Origin of the sequence: Enterobacter cloacae complex sp. EB5, from assembly GCF_031432835.1 — a bacterium.
Lineage (GTDB): Bacteria > Pseudomonadota > Gammaproteobacteria > Enterobacterales > Enterobacteriaceae > Enterobacter > Enterobacter hormaechei_C.
The window spans coordinates 2571104-2590163 of record NZ_CP133860.1; the positions used below are offsets into that span (position 1 = coordinate 2571104).

Below are 19060 nucleotides of genomic sequence, written 5' to 3' on the forward strand. Positions count from 1 at the left end.
GGAGAAGTTATTCATGTTTAAACGACTGTTAATGGTTGCCATGCTGGTCATTGCCCCTCTTACCGCGGCGCACGCTGCGGATCAGAGTAACCCGTACAAACTGATGAATGAGGCCGCGAAGAAAACCTTCGACCGTCTTAAAAACGAACAGCCAAAAATCCGTTCTAACCCTGATTATCTGCGTGATGTGGTGGATCAGGAACTGCTGCCGTATGTGCAGATCAAGTATGCGGGTGCACTGGTGCTGGGCCGTTACTACAAAGACGCGACCCCGGCACAGCGCGAGGCTTACTTTGCGGCGTTCCGTGAATACCTGAAACAGGCTTACGGCCAGGCGCTGGCGATGTACCATGGGCAGACCTATCAGATTGCCCCTGAACAGCCGCTGGGCGATGCCACTATCATTCCTATTCGCGTGACGATTATCGATCCAAACGGTCGTCCACCGGTTCGTCTGGACTTCCAGTGGCGTAAAAACAGCCAGACCGGAAACTGGCAGGCGTACGATATGATCGCTGAAGGCGTCAGCATGATCACCACTAAACAGAACGAGTGGAGCGATCTGCTGCGCACTAAAGGCATCGATGGCCTGACGGCTCAGCTTCAGTCCATCTCTCGTCAGAAAATTACCCTGGACGAGAAGAAGTAATGTCACAGCAGCTTAGCTGGGCGCGTGACGGCGAGACGTTGACGCTGACGGGAGAGCTGGATCAGGATCTGCTTAACCCGCTGTGGGACGCTCGCCATGACGCGATGCAGGGCGTGACGCTGATTGATCTTCATGGTGTTACGCGGGTAGATACCGCCGGTATCGCCCTGCTGGCGCACCTGGTGGCCACGGGCAAAAAGCAGGGCAGCAGCGTCACCCTGACGGGGGTAAGCGATAACGTGATTACCCTTGCACAGCTTTACAATTTGCCCGAAGACGTATTACCTCGTTAATTTTTTCAGTACGTTACTTCTGAAAGCCCCGACAGTTTACGCGTCGGGGCTTTTTGCTTGTTTAAGACCGCGCCACTTTGCTCTAAGATGTTGAGCTTGTTTTCACTATCAGATGATGTAGACCCCATGGAAAATAATGAAATCCAGACTGTGCTGATGAATGCACTCTCCCTTCAGGAAGCCCACGTCTCTGGCGATGGCAGTCACTTCCAGGTTATTGCTGTGGGTGAGATGTTCGACGGAATGAGTCGCGTGAAGAAACAGCAGGCTGTGTACGCGCCGCTGATGGAATACATTGCGGATAACCGCATCCACGCCCTGTCGATTAAAGCGTTCACCCCACAGGAGTGGGCACGCGATCGCAAACTAAACGGTTTTTGAGCTGAGGGCGAAACGCCCGCAGCACGGTTGAATTTATAAGAGAGCAAACGATGGATAAATTTCGTGTACAGGGACCCACGCGTCTCCAGGGCGAAGTCACAATTTCTGGCGCTAAAAACGCCGCGCTGCCCATTCTTTTCGCTGCGTTGCTCGCAGAAGAGCCGGTAGAGATCCAGAACGTACCGAAGCTGAAAGATATCGACACGACCATGAAGTTGCTCGGCCAGTTGGGCACCAAAGTGGAGCGTAACGGTTCCGTCTGGATCGATGCCAGCAACGTGAACAACTTCTCAGCGCCGTATGAGCTGGTGAAAACCATGCGTGCGTCCATCTGGGCGCTTGGCCCGCTGGTGGCGCGTTTCGGTCAGGGACAGGTTTCACTGCCGGGCGGATGCGCTATCGGCGCGCGTCCAGTCGACCTGCATATCTTCGGCCTGGAAAAACTCGGCGCGGAGATCAAGCTGGAAGAGGGTTACGTTAAAGCATCCGTCAATGGTCGTCTGAAAGGCGCGCACATTGTCATGGACAAAGTGAGCGTGGGCGCAACAGTCACCATCATGTCGGCTGCTACGCTGGCAGAAGGCACTACCATCATCGAAAACGCCGCCCGTGAGCCGGAGATCGTGGATACCGCGAACTTCCTGGTCGCGCTGGGGGCGAAGATCAGCGGGCAGGGCACAGACCGTATCACCATCGAAGGCGTTGAACGTCTGGGTGGCGGTGTGTACCGCGTTCTGCCGGACCGTATCGAAACCGGTACTTTCCTGGTGGCCGCAGCCATTTCTGGCGGTAAGATTGTCTGCCGTAACGCCCAGCCGGATACCCTGGATGCGGTGCTGGCGAAGCTGCGCGATGCGGGTGCGGACATTGAAATTGGTGAAGACTGGATCAGCTTGGATATGCACGGGCAGCGTCCTAAAGCCGTTAACGTGCGTACTGCGCCACACCCGGCATTCCCGACGGATATGCAGGCACAGTTCACGCTGTTGAACCTGGTGGCCGAAGGCACAGGCTTCATCACGGAAACCATCTTCGAAAACCGTTTCATGCACGTACCGGAACTGATCCGTATGGGTGCGCATGCTGAGATTGAGAGCAACACGGTAATTTGCCACGGCGTTGAAAAACTGTCCGGTGCGCAGGTGATGGCGACCGATCTGCGCGCGTCTGCGAGCCTCGTGCTGGCAGGTTGTATTGCGGAAGGGACTACCGTTGTCGATCGTATCTACCACATCGATCGTGGTTACGAGCGTATTGAGGACAAACTGCGCGCGCTGGGTGCAAATATCGAGCGTGTGAAGGGCGAGTAATCGTTCCGGCACCCCCCTGCCAGAACAGGCCGGGGGATTGCTGTTCCTGTCAATCCTGGTGCATCAGTCCTGATGCGCTTTCTTCGTTTTACTCTGGCGCATCATGCGCGTTCTGTCGATAAATTCATGAGTAACAGGATCATGATAACGTGACGGCCATATCACCCACGGATGCGTATCCAGCGCCGTCGCGATAATCAGTTCCCCCTTTGGCCATGGGCGGGTCAGGGCGTTTGCCAGCGTCGACGAGCTTAGCCCATGACGACGTGATTCGGCAGCCAGCGATGTTCCTTTTTTACGCAGTGCCGCAATAATGTCAGCAGAATGCCAGTCGATGAATTTTGTATCCATAATGCTGTCCTTGTGTTCGTTATCGTCCACGTCGTTTCGTGTGAAAAGACAGCATTACTATACTCACTTCGAACATGTGTTCTAAAAAGTTCATGTTACGAGAAGCAATATTCAGAATAAGGCACGGCTTTATACATGCGGCCTGTAACCCGATGGGCTTACGCGGGAATGTAATTTATTGGTGCGTACTGGAATCTCCCTGCGTGGGCGCAGGGAGATGAGGAGGGGATTAACGGTCGCGCTGGACGGCGATGTGCGCGAGGCCGATTAGCGCATCACGCCATGGGCTGTCGGGAATGACCTGAATGGCGGCAATGGCTTTGTCCGCTTCTTCTTCAGCGCGCTGACGCGTCCATTCCAGGGAGCCGCAGATTGCCATTGTTTCCAGTACCGGTTCCAGAAGATGGCGTCCATTTCCCTGCTCGATAGCCTCCCGGATCATTTTCGCCTGCTCTGGTGTACCATTGCGCATCGCGTGGAGCAGCGGCAGCGTTGGCTTGCCTTCGTTCAGGTCATCGCCGACGTTTTTACCGAGCGTTTCGCCATCCGCGCTGTAGTCCAGCAAATCATCAATCAGCTGGAACGCGGTGCCGAGGTAACGGCCATAGTCCTGAAGCCCCTTTTCCTGAGCTTCGCTACAGCCAGCCAGAATGCCGGAGCATTGTGCGGCGGCTTCGAACAGACGTGCGGTCTTGCTGTAAATCACCCGCATATAGTTTTCTTCGGTGATGTCCGGGTCGTTGACGTTCATCAGCTGTAGGACTTCACCTTCAGCGATAACGTTCACGGCTTCTGACATCACTTCCAGCACCTTCAGCGAGCCAAGGCTGGTCATCATCTGGAAGGCTCGGGTATAGATAAAATCGCCTACCAGAACGCTTGCCGCATTACCAAACGCGGCGTTGGCGGTGGCTTTACCACGACGCATGTCTGATTCATCCACAACATCGTCGTGAAGCAGGGTGGCGGTGTGGATAAATTCGATCAGCGCCGCGATCGTGACGTGGGCATTTCCCTGATAGCCAACCGCGCGCGCAGCCAGAATGGCAATCATCGGACGAATACGTTTACCGCCGCCGCTGACGATATAATAGCCCAACTGATTGATCAGCTGAACGTCAGAGTTGAGTTGCTCCAGGATTGCTGCATTCACACCCGCCATATCTTGCGCGGTTAACTCATTGATTTTTTCTAAATTCATCGCAAAAGCCGGGCTTTTTATCCTGTTTATCCCACACGAGATGGGTACACAAAGGGTTTCGGTTTATAAATAGTATTGCTGATTGTACTGAAAAAACGGCTCAGATAAACGTTACCGTACGTGTTGTGTTTTTTTTCTTCATGTATTGATGGTAGCACTTGTCAAAGGCTCGCGTTTTGCGTAATATTCGCGCCCTATTGTGAATATTTATAGCGCACTCTGAATCATACGAGGATGTGCGCGGAAGCGGAGTTTATATGTACGCGGTTTTCCAAAGTGGTGGTAAACAACACCGAGTAAGCGAAGGTCAGACCGTTCGCCTGGAAAAGCTGGACATCGCAACTGGCGAATCTGTTGAGTTCGCTGAAGTTCTGATGATCGCAAACGGTGAAGAAGTCAAAATCGGCGTTCCTTTCGTTGATGGTGGCGTTATCAAAGCTGAAGTTGTTGCTCACGGTCGTGGCGAGAAAGTTAAAATCGTTAAGTTTCGTCGTCGTAAACACTATCGTAAGCAGCAGGGCCACCGTCAGTGGTTCACTGATGTGAAAATTACTGGCATCAGCGCCTAAGACCTGAGGAGAGATTTAAATGGCACATAAAAAGGCTGGCGGCTCCACACGTAACGGTCGCGATTCAGAAGCTAAACGCCTGGGCGTTAAGCGTTTCGGTGGCGAATCCGTTCTGGCGGGTAGCATCATCGTTCGTCAGCGTGGCACCAAGTTCCACGCGGGTACCAACGTAGGTTGCGGTCGTGACCACACTCTGTTTGCTAAAGCAGACGGTAAAGTGAAATTTGAAGTTAAAGGCCCGAACAACCGTAAATACATCAGCATCGTTGCTGAGTAAGGTTTTCTCGGTCCGGTAACGGATTAAAGCCCCGCAACGTGTTGCGGGGCTTTTTACATTGGAAACCCGGAAAATTTTCTGTAGGGAAAACGGGCATGAAGCAGCAGGCCGGCATTGGTATTCTTTTGGCGCTCACTACCGCAATGTGCTGGGGTGCGCTGCCAATTGCAATGAAGCAGGTACTGGAAGTTATGGAGCCACCGACGGTGGTGTTTTATCGCTTCCTGATGGCAAGCATAGGCCTGGGCGCCATTCTGGCCGTTAAAGGTAAACTGCCACCGCTGCGCATCTTCCGAAAACCGCGTTGGCTGGTGTTACTGGCTATCGCGACGGGCGGTCTGTTCGGTAACTTCATTCTGTTCAGCTCTTCCCTGCAATATCTTAGCCCTACAGCGTCGCAGGTGATTGGTCAGCTTTCACCGGTCGGCATGATGGTCGCCAGCGTATTCATCCTCAAGGAGAAGATGCGCGGCACGCAGATCATCGGGGCATGCATGCTGCTTTGCGGGCTGGTGATGTTCTTTAACACCAGCCTGATTGAGATTTTTACCCGCCTGACGGATTACACCTGGGGTGTCATTTTTGGGGTGGGCGCAGCAACGGTCTGGGTGAGTTATGGCGTCGCGCAAAAGGTGTTATTGCGCCGTCTTGCCTCACAGCAGATCCTCTTTTTGCTGTACACTTTGTGTACACTGGCATTATTGCCGTTAGCGAAGCCGGGTGTAATTACCCAGCTCAGCGACTGGCAACTGGCGTGCCTCATTTTTTGTGGGCTGAATACGCTGGTCGGTTATGGCGCGCTGGCTGAAGCCATGGCGCGCTGGCAGGCAGCACAGGTGAGCGCCTTAATCACGCTAACCCCGCTGTTTACGCTGTTATTTTCAGATTTGTTATCAATGGCCTGGCCCGATGTCTTCGTCAAGCCGATGCTCAACCTGTTGGGCTATCTCGGTGCGTTTGTCGTGGTTGCGGGCGCGATGTATTCCGCCATTGGTCATCGTCTCTGGGGGCGTTGGCGCAAAAATGAAGCGGTTGTAATAGTCCCCCGCTCAGGCGAATGAGTTACGGAGAGTAAAATGAAGTTTGTTGATGAAGCGACGATTCTGGTCGTGGCAGGTGATGGCGGTAACGGTTGTGTAAGCTTCCGCCGTGAAAAATATATTCCTCGTGGCGGTCCTGACGGCGGTGACGGTGGGGACGGTGGCGACGTGTGGCTGGAGGCGGATGAAAACCTCAACACGCTGATCGACTACCGTTTCGAAAAATCTTTCCGCGCAGAGCGTGGCCAGAACGGCCAGAGCCGCGACTGTACCGGTAAACGCGGTAAAGACGTGACGATCAAAGTGCCGGTAGGTACGCGTGTCATCGATCAGGGCACGGGCGAAACCATGGGCGATATGACCAAACACGGTCAGCGCCTGATGGTGGCGAAAGGCGGCTGGCACGGTCTGGGTAACAGCCGTTTCAAATCTTCCGTTAACCGTACCCCGCGTCAGAAAACCATGGGTACTCCGGGTGATAAGCGCGACCTGCAACTGGAACTGATGCTGCTGGCGGATGTGGGGATGCTGGGTATGCCAAACGCCGGTAAATCGACGTTTATCCGTGCGGTCTCTGCGGCGAAACCAAAAGTGGCGGATTATCCGTTTACGACGCTGGTGCCGAGCCTGGGCGTTGTCCGTATGGATAACGAGAAGAGCTTCGTGGTCGCTGACATCCCGGGTCTGATTGAAGGAGCAGCAGAAGGCGCCGGTCTGGGTATTCGCTTCCTGAAGCACCTTGAGCGTTGCCGCGTACTGTTACACCTCATCGACATCGATCCAATCGACGGTTCCGATCCGGTTGAAAACGCCCGTATCATTATCGGCGAACTGGAGAAATACAGTGAAAAACTGGCGCAAAAACCGCGCTGGCTGGTATTTAACAAGATCGACCTGATGGACAAAGCGGAAGCTGAAGCGAAAGCTAAAGCGATTGCCGACGCGATGGGTTGGGAAGATAAGTACTATCTGATCTCTGCCGCCAGCCAGGTTGGCGTGAAAGATCTCTGCTGGGATGTGATGACCTTTATCATTGAGAATCCGGTTGTTCAGGCAGAAGAGGCGAAACAGCCTGAAAAAGTCGAATTCATGTGGGATGACTACCACCGCCAGCAGCTCGAAGAGCTGGAAGCGGAAGAAGATGATGAAGACTGGGACGATGACTGGGATGAAGACGACGAAGAAGGCGTCGAGTTCATCTACAAGCACTAACCCCTGTATAAAGCCCCTTAACGGGGCTTTTTTTTATCCTATTTTCGTCGGTAACCAACAGCTGGCGATGAGGCCGCCCTCAGCGCCGTTCTCCAGCGTTAAATGGCCATGATGGAGCTGTACGATACGCTGTACGATGCTCAGCCCAAGGCCGCTGCCGCCGTAGCGCTGGTCGAGACGTCGGAAAGGTTCGGTGATCGACTGGCGGTGCGCCTCATCAATACCCGGCCCCTGATCGGTAACGCTCACCCGGGTACCGCCCTCCGTCGCTGTTAATGCCACTTCAATGGTTGTGCCTGCCGGGCTGTAGCGGGCGGCATTCTCCAGAAGGTTCCTTAGCATCAGACGTAACAGGACGGCGTCCCCCTGTACCGTCAGCGCGCTGTGGGCCGGCCAAATTACCGTATGCTCTTTGGCTTCATGCTCCAGGCTGAGCGGAGCAATGATCGTCTCTGTCCAGTTCACGGTATCGTAATGGCCGCTGGCCATCGCCTGTCCGGCACGCGCCAGCATCAGCAGCTGTTCCACCGTGTGCATCAGCTGATCGATACGGCTTATCAGTGGCGTGGCCTGCGGGGAACCGGACTGAGCCATCAGTTCCAGATGGAGCCTGATCCCCGCAAGCGGCGTACGTAACTCGTGTGCCGCATCGGCGGTAAACAGACGTTCCTGTTGAATAGTGTGGTCCAGCCGGGCGAGGAGTTGGTTGAGCGACGCGGTCACAGCGCCGATCTCTTCCATATCAGAATACATAGGCAGGGGAGTCAGATTATCCGCCGAACGGTTCGCAAGGCTGGCGCGAAGTTTGTTGAGTGGTCGGGTGATCCAGGTGACTGCCCAGAATGAGAAGAGCAAGGTAAAACCGACCATTACCAGAGAAGGGACCAGCAGGGAGGCAATGGCTTCGCGGATCTCTTTTTCGACATGGTTGTTGCGCGCTTTGGCGGACAACGTTTCGTTCACCAGAAAACCGATCTGCTCGCGGCTCTCATGCCACAGCCAGACTACGCTAATGAGTTGAAAAAATAGCAGAATAACCGCCAGCAACACCATTAATCGCCGGCGCATACTGTTCATTTCTGGCTCTCCAGACGGTAACCCACGCCGCGTACGGTTTTGATGCGATCTTTACCAAGCTTGCGCCGCAGATTATGAATGTGAACTTCAAGCGTGTTTGATCCTGGATCGTCCTGCCAGGAGTAGATGTCCTGTTGCAGCGTTTCGCGGTGCACGGTCTGCCCGCTGCGCATGATCAGGCGCGTCAGCAGAGCGAACTCTTTTGGCGTCACTTCCACAGGCTGAGACTGGCGCAGCACCTGCTGAGTTTGCAGATTGAGGGTGATATCTCCGTCCGTCAGCAGGTTGTCGCTGTGGCCCTGATAGCGGCGGATCAACGCCCGCACGCGAGCCTGTAGCTCGGCAAGGGCGAAGGGTTTTACCAGATAATCGTCAGCGCCAGAATCCAGCCCGTTAATTCTGTCTTCAATGGCATCGCGAGCAGTGAGAATCAATACGGGATTCTCCACCCCACGACGACGCCACTGGCAGAGCAGCGTCGCGCCGTCTTTATCCGGCAGCCCCAAATCCAGGATCACCAGGCTGTATTCACCGCTCTGGATCAGGGCATCTGCTTCAGCGGCCGTGGCGGCACAATCCAGGGCGTAGCCTTCATTCCCCAGCGCCAGCGCTAACCCTTCCTGCAATAACAGATCGTCTTCAACTATCAGTAGTTTCATCGCTAGTTATTCTGGTAGATGTCCTTATAGAGCCTGCTTTCGAAACGCACCAGTGGAATACGGCGATTGCGCTGGTCAGCCGGTTCGACGGCATAGCCGGAAAGATACTGCACAAATGCCATGCGTTGTCCGCTGGCGGTGGTGATAAAACCGGCAAGGTTGTAAACGCCTTGCAGGGAACCCGTTTTGGCTGACACTTTGCCATCCACGCCCGCAGCGTGAAGGCCCGCGCGGTACTGAAGAGAGCCGTCGTGTCCGGCAAGCGGCAGCATCGTAATAAAGTTTAGCTCAGCGTCATGCTGAGCAATGTACTGCAACACCTGCATCATGGTGGCCGGCGAGATCAGGTTATGACGCGATAAACCGGAACCATCAACGGCGATCGTATTGCCCAGATCGATACCCGCCTGCTGGCGCAGGATCTGTCGTACGGCATCAGAACCGGCCCGCCAGGTGCCCGGCACACCAAAGCGCGCGTGCCCAATCATGCGGAACACCGTGTCGGCAATCATGTTATCCGACTTTTTCAGCATAATCTTAAGCAAATCATGCAGTGGCGCGGACTGTTTGCTGGCAATCACCGTGCCTGGCTCATTTACCTGCGTCTGGCGCAGCAGCGTTCCGGTGTAGGTTATGCCCGCCTGCTTCAGTTCATCTTTAAAAATGGCACCGGCATAGCCAGCGCCATCCTGAATGGCGAAGGCCAGCGGGAGGGGATCGGCCCGCTGGGTCAGGCAGCCGGTGAGCGTATAGCGGTTGAGATCGCCCGGTACCACGTCCAGCTCGCAATACTGCGCCTCCGGGGAACCTTTCGCCAGCGTCCGCACCTGGCTGAACATCGTGACCGGGTAGTATGAGGCCACGCGGATAAAAGCTAAGTCATTTGGTTTTGGCGCGCTGTAAAGCGATACGGAGAAGCAGTTACGGTCAACGATGGCGGCGGCTGGCGGGGCGCTAAAGCACTGCGTCATGTCGTTCCACGGCCAGCCAGGCGCTTTATCGTGGCTGGCGAAAATGGAGGTGTCGATCAGCACGTTGCCATCAATTTTTGTTACGCCGGATTTTTTCAGGACCGCCACCATGTTGCGGACATCCTGGCGCTTAAAGGTGGGATCGCCACCAAAACGGGCGATAAGATCGCCTTTCAGTTCGCCACCCTCAACGTTACCTCTGGTTTCAAGGGTGGTAGTAAAACGGAAGTCAGGCCCGAGCTGGAGCAGGGCGGCGAGGGCAGTGATCACCTTCTGGGTACTGGCAGGCAGCGCCATCTGTTGACTGTGATAGTCAATCTCGGGAGCCTGCGCGCCAACCTTCTGCACCATCAGGGCAAGGTTCGCGCCGGCGGGCAGTTGATTAATGTACTCATCAACATTCGCGGCCTGAACGGTGAACGTTATACTGGTAGTCAATCCGATGATAAAACTGGAAAATCGCATAATCTCGCGCTAACAACCCGAAAACAAACCGTCATACTACGGTGCATGGCACTGTAAAGTAAACGATGACCCATAGTGAACTTCGCGGTAAAATGCGTATCAAATTGAAAAATTGCTGCTGACCTGGGGCGTTGCTCCCGGGTCGGTTTTCTTTTTGCTTCTGGCCTGTTCAGGTGGGCTGGAGCAGGGAACACTGCTCCCAACAGGAATGTTTAAGAGGTATAACAAATGCAAGCTATTCCGATGACCTTACGTGGTGCCGAAAAACTGCGCGAAGAGCTGGATTTTCTCAAATCCGTGCGTCGCCCTGAAATCATCGCCGCTATCGCGGAAGCGCGTGAGCATGGCGACCTGAAAGAGAATGCTGAATACCACGCGGCGCGTGAGCAGCAGGGGTTCTGTGAGGGGCGCATTAAAGATATCGAGGCAAAACTGTCTAACGCGCAGGTTATCGATATCACCAAAATGCCAAATAATGGCCGTGTGATCTTCGGCTCTACCGTCAGCGTCCTGAATCTGGACAACGACGAAGAGCAGACCTATCGCATCGTGGGTGATGATGAAGCGGACTTCAAACAGAACCTGATTTCGGTGAACTCGCCGATTGCTCGCGGCCTGATTGGCAAAGAGCAGGACGATGTAGTTACCATCCGCACCCCTGGTGGTGAAGTGGAATACGAAATTATTAAGGTTGAATACCTGTAATTCGCTTCTCTACTAAGATGTTGATACATTGTAAAGAAAAGAAAAAGGCCGCATAGCGGCCTTTTATCAACTCAAGGAGCATGGCATTTTGCTCGCCTGCTGAAAGAAATCCCTCGTTTCACACAGAAAATGTGTTCGATTCAGGATATCCTTAACGTGGCAGCGAGATTTTGCGCTCTTTAGATGGGCGATAGAGCACCAGCGTTTTACCGATGACCTGTACATTACAGGCGCCGGTTTCGCGCACGATGGCTTCCACGATCAGGTTTTTAGTGTCTCTGTCTTCAGAGGCGATTTTCACCTTGATCAGCTCGTGGTGTTCCAGCGCTTGTTCAATCTCGGCAAGCACCCCTTCGGTCAAACCATTGTTGCCAAGCATCACTACAGGCTTGAGCGGATGTGCCAGACCTTTAAGGTGCTGTTTTTGTTTAGTACTCAGATTCATCGTATATTTTTGCTTACGTTGGGATTGAAAACGGTTCATTCTACCGCCATCTCCCTAATATCGCCAAATAGCTGCGTAGAAATTTACGTCACAGGCAAGCAACGATGAACCAGGACGGAAATGTTAAATGACAGGTAAAAAGCGTTCTGCCAGCTCCAGCCGCTGGCTTCAGGAACACTTTAGCGATAAATATGTTCAACAGGCGCAGAAAAAGGGGTTGCGTTCCCGCGCCTGGTTTAAACTTGATGAAATACAGCAAAGTGACAAACTTTTTAAACCGGGAATGACGGTGGTCGACCTCGGTGCGGCACCTGGCGGATGGTCCCAGTATGCGGTTACGCAGATCGGCGGAACGGGCCGAATCATTGCATGCGATCTTTTACCAATGGATCCCATCGTCGGTGTCGACTTCCTTCAGGGCGACTTTCGTGATGAATTAGTGCTTAAAGCATTACTTGATCGTGTAGGTGACAGTAAGGTCCAGGTTGTCATGTCGGATATGGCGCCAAATATGTGTGGAACACCGGCGGTGGATATCCCCCGCGCCATGTATCTGGTGGAACTAGCGTTAGAAATGTGTCGTGATGTACTAGCGCCTGGTGGTAGTTTTGTTGTGAAGGTGTTTCAGGGCGAAGGTTTCGAGGAGTATCTTAAGGAAATTCGCTCCCTGTTTGCGAAGGTCAAAGTTCGTAAGCCGGACTCTTCCCGGGCCCGTTCCCGTGAAGTGTATATTGTAGCGACCGGGCGAAAATGATAACCGGTAGATTTCAGGCGAAAGTTTGAATGAAACTGGATATAGAGTATCCTGACGCTGTTTTTAACACAGTTGTAATATGAGGTTAATCCCTTGAGTGACATGGCGAAAAACCTAATACTCTGGCTGGTCATTGCCGTTGTGCTGATGTCAGTATTCCAGAGCTTTGGGCCCAGCGAGTCGAATGGCCGCAAGGTGGATTATTCTACCTTCCTGCAAGAGGTCAATCAGGACCAGGTTCGCGAAGCGCGTATCAACGGACGTGAGATCAACGTTACCAAGAAAGATAGTAACCGTTACACGACTTACATCCCGGTGAACGATCCTAAGCTGCTTGATAACCTTCTGACCAAAAACGTCAAAGTGGTAGGCGAGCCGCCGGAAGAACCAAGCCTGCTGGCTTCTATCTTCATTTCCTGGTTCCCGATGCTGCTTCTTATCGGCGTCTGGATCTTCTTTATGCGCCAGATGCAGGGCGGTGGTGGCAAAGGTGCCATGTCGTTCGGTAAGAGCAAGGCGCGTATGCTGACGGAAGACCAGATCAAGACCACGTTTGCTGACGTAGCAGGTTGTGACGAAGCAAAAGAAGAGGTGGGTGAACTGGTTGAATACCTGCGCGAGCCGAGCCGTTTCCAGAAACTGGGCGGTAAGATCCCGAAAGGCGTCCTGATGGTCGGCCCTCCGGGTACCGGTAAAACCCTGCTGGCAAAAGCCATCGCGGGTGAAGCGAAGGTGCCGTTCTTTACTATTTCAGGTTCTGACTTCGTTGAAATGTTCGTGGGTGTCGGCGCATCTCGTGTGCGTGACATGTTCGAGCAGGCTAAGAAGGCAGCACCGTGCATCATCTTTATCGATGAAATCGACGCCGTAGGCCGCCAGCGTGGCGCAGGCCTGGGTGGTGGTCACGATGAACGTGAGCAGACCCTGAACCAGATGCTGGTTGAGATGGACGGCTTCGAAGGTAACGAAGGTATCATTGTTATCGCGGCAACTAACCGTCCGGACGTACTTGACCCTGCGCTGCTGCGTCCAGGCCGTTTCGACCGTCAGGTTGTGGTCGGTCTGCCGGATGTTCGCGGTCGTGAACAGATTCTGAAAGTGCATATGCGTCGCGTACCGCTGGCGCCAGATATCGACGCGGCAATCATCGCGCGTGGTACTCCAGGCTTCTCCGGTGCGGATCTGGCTAACCTGGTCAACGAAGCAGCACTGTTTGCCGCTCGCGGTAACAAGCGCGTCGTGTCCATGGTGGAATTCGAGAAAGCGAAAGACAAAATCATGATGGGTGCGGAACGTCGCTCCATGGTGATGACGGAAGCGCAGAAAGAGTCCACGGCATATCACGAAGCGGGCCACGCGATTATCGGTCGTCTGGTGCCGGAACACGATCCCGTACACAAGGTGACGATTATTCCACGCGGTCGTGCGCTGGGTGTGACCTTCTTCCTGCCTGAAGGCGACGCGATCAGCGCCAGCCGTCAGAAGCTGGAAAGCCAGATTTCAACCCTGTACGGCGGTCGTCTGGCCGAAGAGATTATCTACGGTCCGGAACATGTTTCGACCGGTGCGTCCAACGACATTAAAGTGGCGACAAACCTGGCGCGTAACATGGTGACTCAGTGGGGCTTCTCCGACAAACTCGGTCCGCTGCTGTATGCAGAGGAAGAGGGCGAAGTATTCCTGGGCCGCTCCGTGGCAAAAGCGAAACATATGTCCGATGAAACGGCTCGTATCATCGACCAGGAAGTGAAAGCGCTGATCGAACGTAACTACGGTCGCGCCCGTCAGATCCTGAACGACAATATGGACATCCTGCATTCGATGAAAGATGCGCTCATGAAATATGAGACCATCGATGCACCGCAGATTGACGACCTGATGGCGCGCCGCGAAGTGCGTCCGCCGGCAGGCTGGGAAGACCCAGGCGCGTCTAACAATTCTGACAACAATGGCACCCCGCGAGCGCCGCGTCCGGTCGATGAACCGCGTACGCCAAACCCGGGCAACACCATGTCAGAGCAGTTGGGCGACAAGTAAGTCACTGCTGTTGAAGCGTTTGTCTGTATCTCAAACCCTGGAGCTTGCTCCGGGGTTTTTCTTATCTGTTTAACCACATTAATTCCAGGGATTTCACCATGAAACTATTCGCCCAGGACTCGCATCTCGACCTCTCACATCCTCATGTGATGGGGATCCTGAATGTTACGCCTGATTCCTTCTCTGACGGCGGCACGCATAATTCGCTTATCGACGCGGTTAAACACGCGAATTTAATGATCAACGCGGGTGCCACCATCATTGACGTTGGAGGGGAGTCAACACGGCCTGGTGCGGCGGAGGTTTCGGTGGAGGAAGAGCTGGCGCGCGTGGTGCCGGTGGTGGAGGCTATCGCCCGGCGCTTTGAAGTGTGGATCTCCGTTGATACCTCCAAACCCGAAGTGATCCGTGAAGTGGCGAGAGTGGGCGCTCACATTATCAATGATATCCGCTCGCTGACCGAGCCGGGCGCGATTGAAGCCGCCGCAGAAACCGGGCTACCGGTGTGTCTGATGCATATGCAGGGCCAGCCTAAGACAATGCAGGAGGCGCCAAAATATGACGATGTGTTTGCCGACGTCACCCGCTTCTTTACTGAGCATATCGAACGCTGTGAACGTGCGGGTATCGCAAAAGAGAAATTGCTGCTCGACCCGGGCTTCGGTTTCGGTAAAAATCTCTCACACAATTACGCGTTGCTTGCGCGCTTATCAGAGTTTCATCAGTTCGGCCTGCCACTGCTGGTGGGAATGTCGAGAAAATCGATGATTGGTCAGTTGTTGAATGTCGGGCCGAGCGAACGTCTGAGCGGCAGTCTGGCCTGCGCGGTGATTGCCTCGATGCAAGGTGCACACATCATTCGCGTCCATGACGTAAAAGAAACAGTAGAAGCCATGCGTGTGGTGGAAGCCACACTGGCAGCGAAGGAAAACAAACGCTATGAGTAATCGTAAATATTTTGGTACCGATGGCATCCGTGGGCGCGTAGGCGATGCGCCAATTACCCCTGACTTTGTCCTGAAGCTGGGCTGGGCAGCGGGTAAGGTGCTGGCGCGTCATGGCTCCCGTAAGATCATTATTGGTAAAGATACCCGTATTTCGGGTTATATGCTGGAATCCGCGCTGGAAGCCGGGCTGGCGGCGGCGGGGCTTTCAGCTTCCTTTACGGGGCCAATGCCGACCCCTGCCGTTGCCTATCTGACCCGCACCTTCCGTGCGGAAGCGGGCATCGTTATTTCCGCTTCCCATAACCCGTTCTATGACAACGGTATCAAATTCTTCTCCATCGACGGCACTAAACTGCCGGATGACGTGGAAGAGGCGATTGAAGCGGAAATGGAAAAAGAGATCACCTGTGTTGACTCCGCTGAGCTGGGTAAAGCAAACCGTATTGTCGATGCCGCAGGCCGCTACATTGAATTCTGCAAAGGCACTTTCCCGAATGAACTGAGCCTGGCACACCTCAAAATTGTGGTGGACTGTGCCAACGGTGCGACTTACCACATTGCGCCGAATGTGTTCCGCGAGCTGGGTGCGAAAGTGATCACTATCGGCTGCGAGCCGGACGGCCTGAACATCAACGAAGAAGTTGGCGCGACAGACGTGCGTGCCTTGCAGGCGCGTGTCCTGGCTGAAAAGGCCGATCTGGGTATTGCCCTGGATGGCGATGGCGACCGTGTGATCATGGTAGACCACGAAGGTAACAAGGTCGATGGCGATCAGATCCTCTACATTATTGCGCGTGAAGGCCTGCGTCAGGGGCAGCTGCGCGGTGGCGCGGTCGGTACGCTGATGAGCAATATGGGCCTGGAGCTGGCGCTGAAACAGCTGGGCATCCCGTTTGTTCGTGCGAAAGTAGGTGACCGCTACGTGCTGGAAAAACTCCAGGAGAAAGGCTGGCGTATCGGCGCGGAAAACTCCGGCCATGTGATCCTGCTCGATAAAACCACTACCGGTGACGGCATTGTGGCGGCGCTTCAGGTTGTTGCCGCGATGGCGCGTAACCATATGAGTCTGCACGATCTGTGCAGCGGCATGAAAATGTTCCCGCAGATTCTGGTCAACGTACGTTTCACGGCGGGTAAAGGCGACCCACTGGAAAATGATAACGTGAAAGCGGTGATGGCAGAGGTGGAAGCGACTCTTGGCAGCCGTGGGCGCGTCCTGCTGCGTAAGTCGGGTACCGAGCCGCTGATCCGCGTGATGGTGGAAGGCGAAGACGAAGCGCAGGTGACTGAATTTGCGCACCGCATTGCGGATGCAGTCAAAGCTGCATAATCTTTCAGAATAAGTGTTTAAAAAGGCGGCGTTTGCCGCCTTTGTTTTAAGCAATTAATGGCTTTTTGCTGTTTTTTTCCGCAGTTGATACAATGCCTCGAAAATGCCCTTGCGAAGGTGATTCGCTTTGGTTAGTATTCACACCCGCTTCAGTGGGAAACAAAATCCTGCTAATTGGTCGAAGCATTGGTATGCGGCAAATCCGCAAGGAACAGGTTGATTATGTACGAAGCTCTTTTAGTTATTTTCCTTATTGTAGCCATCGCTCTCGTAGCGCTGATTATGCTACAGCAAGGTAAAGGCGCTGATATGGGAGCCTCCTTCGGAGCAGGCGCTTCCGGTACGCTGTTCGGTTCAAGTGGTTCTGCGAACTTCATGACCCGCACCACGGCGATTCTGGCTACGCTGTTCTTCATCATCAGTCTGGTGCTGGGTAATATCAACAGCAACAAGACCAGTAAAGGAAGCGAGTGGGAAAATCTGAGCGCGCCAGCGAAAACTGAGCAAACTCAGCCAGCTGCACCGGCTAAGCCAACCAGCGATATCCCGCAGTAAGTATTCCGTACCGAGGTGGTGGAATTGGTAGACACGCTACCTTGAGGTGGTAGTGCCCTAACGGGCTTGTGGGTTCGAGTCCCATCCTCGGTACCAATATTCCAGAAGAAAGACGTCGCAAGACGTCTTTTTTTTCGTCTGTATATTGTGGTGTCGGGCTAAATGGCGGGTGGCGCTGCGCTTACCCGCCCTACAAATACCAAATAAAAAAGGCGCCCAATGGGCGCCTTTTGCATGTCTCATTGTCGATTATTTCTTATCGCTGTGTTCCAGGTTCTCAACCTGCGGCAGACCGTTACCGGAGTTTGCGGAGAGCAGGCCATTCTCAACATAGTTGAACAGCTTCTCACGGGTATCGGTGATGTCCAGGTTACGCATGGTCAGCTGGCCAATACGATCGTCCGGAGAGAACACTGACTCACCTTTCTCCATGGTCAGACGCTCTGCTTTATAGGTCAGGTTGTCAGACACGGTGTTCAGGATGGAGTAGTCGTTACCGCGACGCAGTTCCAGCGTCACTTCACCGGTGATTGCGCTTGCCACCCAACGTTGCAGGGCGTCACGCAGCATCAGCGCCTGTGGATCAAACCAGCGACCCTGATACAGCAGTTTGCCCAGCTGACGGCCATGAGAGTGATACTGCTCAATGGTGTCTTCGTTGTGAATACCGGTCAGCAGACGCTCGTAAGCGATGTGCAGCAGCGCCATCCCCGGAGCTTCGTAAATGCCGCGGCTTTTCGCTTCGATGATACGGTTTTCGATCTGATCGCTCATACCCAGCCCGTGACGACCGCCGATGCGGTTTGCTTCCAGCATCAGTTCAACATCGTCGGAGAAGGTTTTACCGTTCAGGGCAACCGGATGACCACGTTCGAAACGCACGGTCACTTCTTCCGCCGGGATCTTCACGTTCTCATCCCAGAATTTCACGCCCATGATCGGGTTAACAATTTTTACGCTGGAGTTCAGGAATTCCAGGTCTTTCGCTTCATGCGTCGCACCCAGCATGTTGGAGTCGGTGGAGTAGGCTTTCTCAACCGACATCTTGTAGTCAAAGCCGCAGGCAATCATAAACTCAGACATCTCATGACGGCCACCCAGCTCGTCGATGAAGTCGGTATCCAGCCACGGCTTGTAGATCTGCAACTCGGCGTTGGTCAGCAGGCCATAACGATAGAAACGTTCGATATCGTTGCCTTTATAGGTGCTACCGTCCCCCCAGATGTTCACGCCATCTTCTTTCATGGCGGCGACCAGCATAGTGCCGGTGACGGCACGACCCAGCGGGGTGGTATTGAAATAGGTCAGGCCGCCGGTCGTATTATGGAAAGCACCGCACTGGATCGCGGCAATCCCTTCGGCAACCAGCTGCTTACGGCAGTCGATCAGACGTGCGTTCTCTGCGCCATATTCCATGGCACGACGAGGGATCGCGTCATAATCTTCCTCGTCCGGCTGACCCAGGTTCGCAGTATATGCATAAGGAACCGCTCCCTTCTGGCGCATCCACAGCAGTGCAGCGCTGGTATCCAGGCCGCCAGAAAAAGCGATGCCAATACGTTGTCCTACCGGGAGATGCTTGAGAATCGTCGTCATATAATAAAACCCTGCTTGATTGACTGATTAGAGACCGCTTTCGCTCTCGATGCATGTTTATGCAAAATAAGTGAGTATTCATTTAATCATCTTTTATCGACGACCGAAAGAGACGTGTGCGTTTTTTGTAAAAATTTCCCTTTTATTGCCCTGGCTGAAGTTGGGTTGACAGGTGGGGTCAACTATCAATATACTGAACGCCGATTTTACGTCCCGTCTTCGGTACCAAATCCCAG

Annotated in this window: 21 protein-coding genes and 1 tRNA gene; 15 read left to right on the plus strand and 7 right to left on the minus strand. The window is 53.9% G+C overall.

Annotated elements, in window-relative coordinates; genetic code table 11:
- Positions 1-13 precede the first annotated feature (13 nt).
- From mlaC to murA, 4 genes are all read left to right on the plus strand, one after another.
- On the plus strand, positions 14-649 hold the full coding sequence (gene mlaC, locus RHN82_RS12275; RefSeq protein WP_003861845.1) for a phospholipid-binding protein MlaC: 636 nt from the start codon (positions 14-16) through the stop codon (positions 647-649).
- Positions 649-942, plus strand: coding sequence for a lipid asymmetry maintenance protein MlaB (mlaB, locus tag RHN82_RS12280; RefSeq protein WP_047051236.1), 294 nt, complete (start codon positions 649-651; stop codon positions 940-942). Before mlaC ends, mlaB begins: the two co-directional genes overlap by 1 nt.
- Before the next feature lie 126 nt (positions 943-1068).
- Positions 1069-1323 (plus strand): BolA family iron metabolism protein IbaG, encoded by a 255-nt coding sequence (gene ibaG, locus RHN82_RS12285; protein WP_003861840.1) that lies wholly within the window; start codon positions 1069-1071, stop codon positions 1321-1323.
- Positions 1324-1373: 50 nt separating this feature from the next.
- Positions 1374-2633 (plus strand): UDP-N-acetylglucosamine 1-carboxyvinyltransferase, encoded by a 1260-nt coding sequence (gene murA / locus RHN82_RS12290; protein WP_006812128.1) that lies wholly within the window; start codon positions 1374-1376, stop codon positions 2631-2633.
- A 63-nt stretch (positions 2634-2696) separates the two neighbouring features.
- On the opposite strand, the gene sfsB is transcribed toward murA, so the two are convergent.
- A complete protein-coding gene (gene sfsB / locus RHN82_RS12295; RefSeq protein WP_047051270.1) occupies positions 2697-2984 on the minus strand; it encodes a DNA-binding transcriptional regulator SfsB in 288 nt (95 codons plus the stop codon).
- A 229-nt stretch (positions 2985-3213) separates the two neighbouring features.
- Positions 3214-4185: an octaprenyl diphosphate synthase gene (gene ispB / locus RHN82_RS12300; RefSeq protein WP_006812126.1), complete on the minus strand. Its 972-nt coding sequence runs from the start codon at positions 4183-4185 to the stop codon at positions 3214-3216.
- 257 nt (positions 4186-4442) lie between these two features.
- Here ispB and rplU point away from each other — a divergent pair, with 257 nt between their 5' ends.
- From rplU to cgtA, 4 genes are all read left to right on the plus strand, one after another.
- Positions 4443-4754: a 50S ribosomal protein L21 gene (rplU, locus tag RHN82_RS12305; protein ID WP_003025032.1), complete on the plus strand. Its 312-nt coding sequence runs from the start codon at positions 4443-4445 to the stop codon at positions 4752-4754.
- Positions 4755-4773: 19 nt separating this feature from the next.
- The gene (rpmA, locus tag RHN82_RS12310; RefSeq protein WP_003861831.1) at positions 4774-5031 is read left to right on the plus strand and encodes a 50S ribosomal protein L27; all 258 of its coding nucleotides are present in this window, start codon (positions 4774-4776) and stop codon (positions 5029-5031) included.
- Positions 5032-5126: 95 nt separating this feature from the next.
- A complete protein-coding gene (locus RHN82_RS12315) occupies positions 5127-6092 on the plus strand; it encodes a DMT family transporter (RefSeq protein ID WP_048981770.1) in 966 nt (321 codons plus the stop codon).
- Positions 6093-6107: 15 nt separating this feature from the next.
- Complete coding sequence (gene cgtA / locus RHN82_RS12320; protein WP_006812124.1) at positions 6108-7283, plus strand: Obg family GTPase CgtA; 1176 nt, start codon at positions 6108-6110, stop codon at positions 7281-7283.
- A 33-nt stretch (positions 7284-7316) separates the two neighbouring features.
- On the opposite strand, the gene pmrB is transcribed toward cgtA, so the two are convergent.
- The 3 genes from pmrB to dacB are packed head-to-tail and all read right to left on the minus strand — an operon-like array spanning position 7317 to position 10455.
- Positions 7317-8360, minus strand: a complete 1044-nt coding sequence (pmrB, locus tag RHN82_RS12325) for a two-component system sensor histidine kinase PmrB (RefSeq protein WP_045348884.1) — start codon at positions 8358-8360, stop codon at positions 7317-7319.
- The gene (pmrA, locus tag RHN82_RS12330; RefSeq protein WP_003861819.1) at positions 8357-9019 is read right to left on the minus strand and encodes a two-component system response regulator PmrA; all 663 of its coding nucleotides are present in this window, start codon (positions 9017-9019) and stop codon (positions 8357-8359) included. Before pmrA ends, pmrB begins: the two co-directional genes overlap by 4 nt.
- Positions 9020-9021: 2 nt before the next feature.
- Complete coding sequence (dacB, locus tag RHN82_RS12335) at positions 9022-10455, minus strand: serine-type D-Ala-D-Ala carboxypeptidase (protein WP_003861817.1); 1434 nt, start codon at positions 10453-10455, stop codon at positions 9022-9024.
- Between the two features lie 228 nt (positions 10456-10683).
- Here dacB and greA point away from each other — a divergent pair, with 228 nt between their 5' ends.
- The gene (gene greA, locus RHN82_RS12340; RefSeq protein ID WP_006812122.1) at positions 10684-11160 is read left to right on the plus strand and encodes a transcription elongation factor GreA; all 477 of its coding nucleotides are present in this window, start codon (positions 10684-10686) and stop codon (positions 11158-11160) included.
- Between the two features lie 151 nt (positions 11161-11311).
- Here greA and yhbY read toward each other — a convergent pair whose 3' ends face one another.
- Positions 11312-11605, minus strand: coding sequence for a ribosome assembly RNA-binding protein YhbY (yhbY, locus tag RHN82_RS12345; protein ID WP_003861814.1), 294 nt, complete (start codon positions 11603-11605; stop codon positions 11312-11314).
- Positions 11606-11732: 127 nt separating this feature from the next.
- Here yhbY and rlmE point away from each other — a divergent pair, with 127 nt between their 5' ends.
- The 6 genes from rlmE to RHN82_RS12375 all read left to right on the plus strand — a co-directional run bounded on the left by rlmE (position 11733) and on the right by RHN82_RS12375 (position 17324).
- Positions 11733-12359, plus strand: coding sequence for a 23S rRNA (uridine(2552)-2'-O)-methyltransferase RlmE (gene rlmE, locus RHN82_RS12350; RefSeq protein ID WP_003861812.1), 627 nt, complete (start codon positions 11733-11735; stop codon positions 12357-12359).
- A gap of 102 nt (positions 12360-12461) precedes the next feature.
- A complete protein-coding gene (ftsH, locus tag RHN82_RS12355; RefSeq protein WP_013098921.1) occupies positions 12462-14396 on the plus strand; it encodes an ATP-dependent zinc metalloprotease FtsH in 1935 nt (644 codons plus the stop codon).
- 98 nt (positions 14397-14494) lie between these two features.
- The gene (gene folP, locus RHN82_RS12360; RefSeq protein WP_048981769.1) at positions 14495-15343 is read left to right on the plus strand and encodes a dihydropteroate synthase; all 849 of its coding nucleotides are present in this window, start codon (positions 14495-14497) and stop codon (positions 15341-15343) included.
- A complete protein-coding gene (gene glmM / locus RHN82_RS12365; protein WP_003861804.1) occupies positions 15336-16673 on the plus strand; it encodes a phosphoglucosamine mutase in 1338 nt (445 codons plus the stop codon). The genes folP and glmM overlap by 8 nt, the downstream gene beginning before the upstream one ends.
- 222 nt (positions 16674-16895) lie before the next feature.
- Positions 16896-17228 carry a preprotein translocase subunit SecG gene (secG, locus tag RHN82_RS12370; RefSeq protein ID WP_003861803.1) on the plus strand — a complete coding sequence of 111 codons (333 nt, stop codon included), beginning with the start codon at positions 16896-16898 and terminating at the stop codon, positions 17226-17228.
- Positions 17229-17237: 9 nt separating this feature from the next.
- Positions 17238-17324, plus strand: a tRNA-Leu gene (locus RHN82_RS12375).
- A 153-nt stretch (positions 17325-17477) separates the two neighbouring features.
- Here RHN82_RS12375 and argG read toward each other — a convergent pair.
- Positions 17478-18824, minus strand: a complete 1347-nt coding sequence (gene argG, locus RHN82_RS12380; RefSeq protein ID WP_006812118.1) for an argininosuccinate synthase — start codon at positions 18822-18824, stop codon at positions 17478-17480.
- Between the last annotated feature and the right edge of the window lie 236 nt (positions 18825-19060).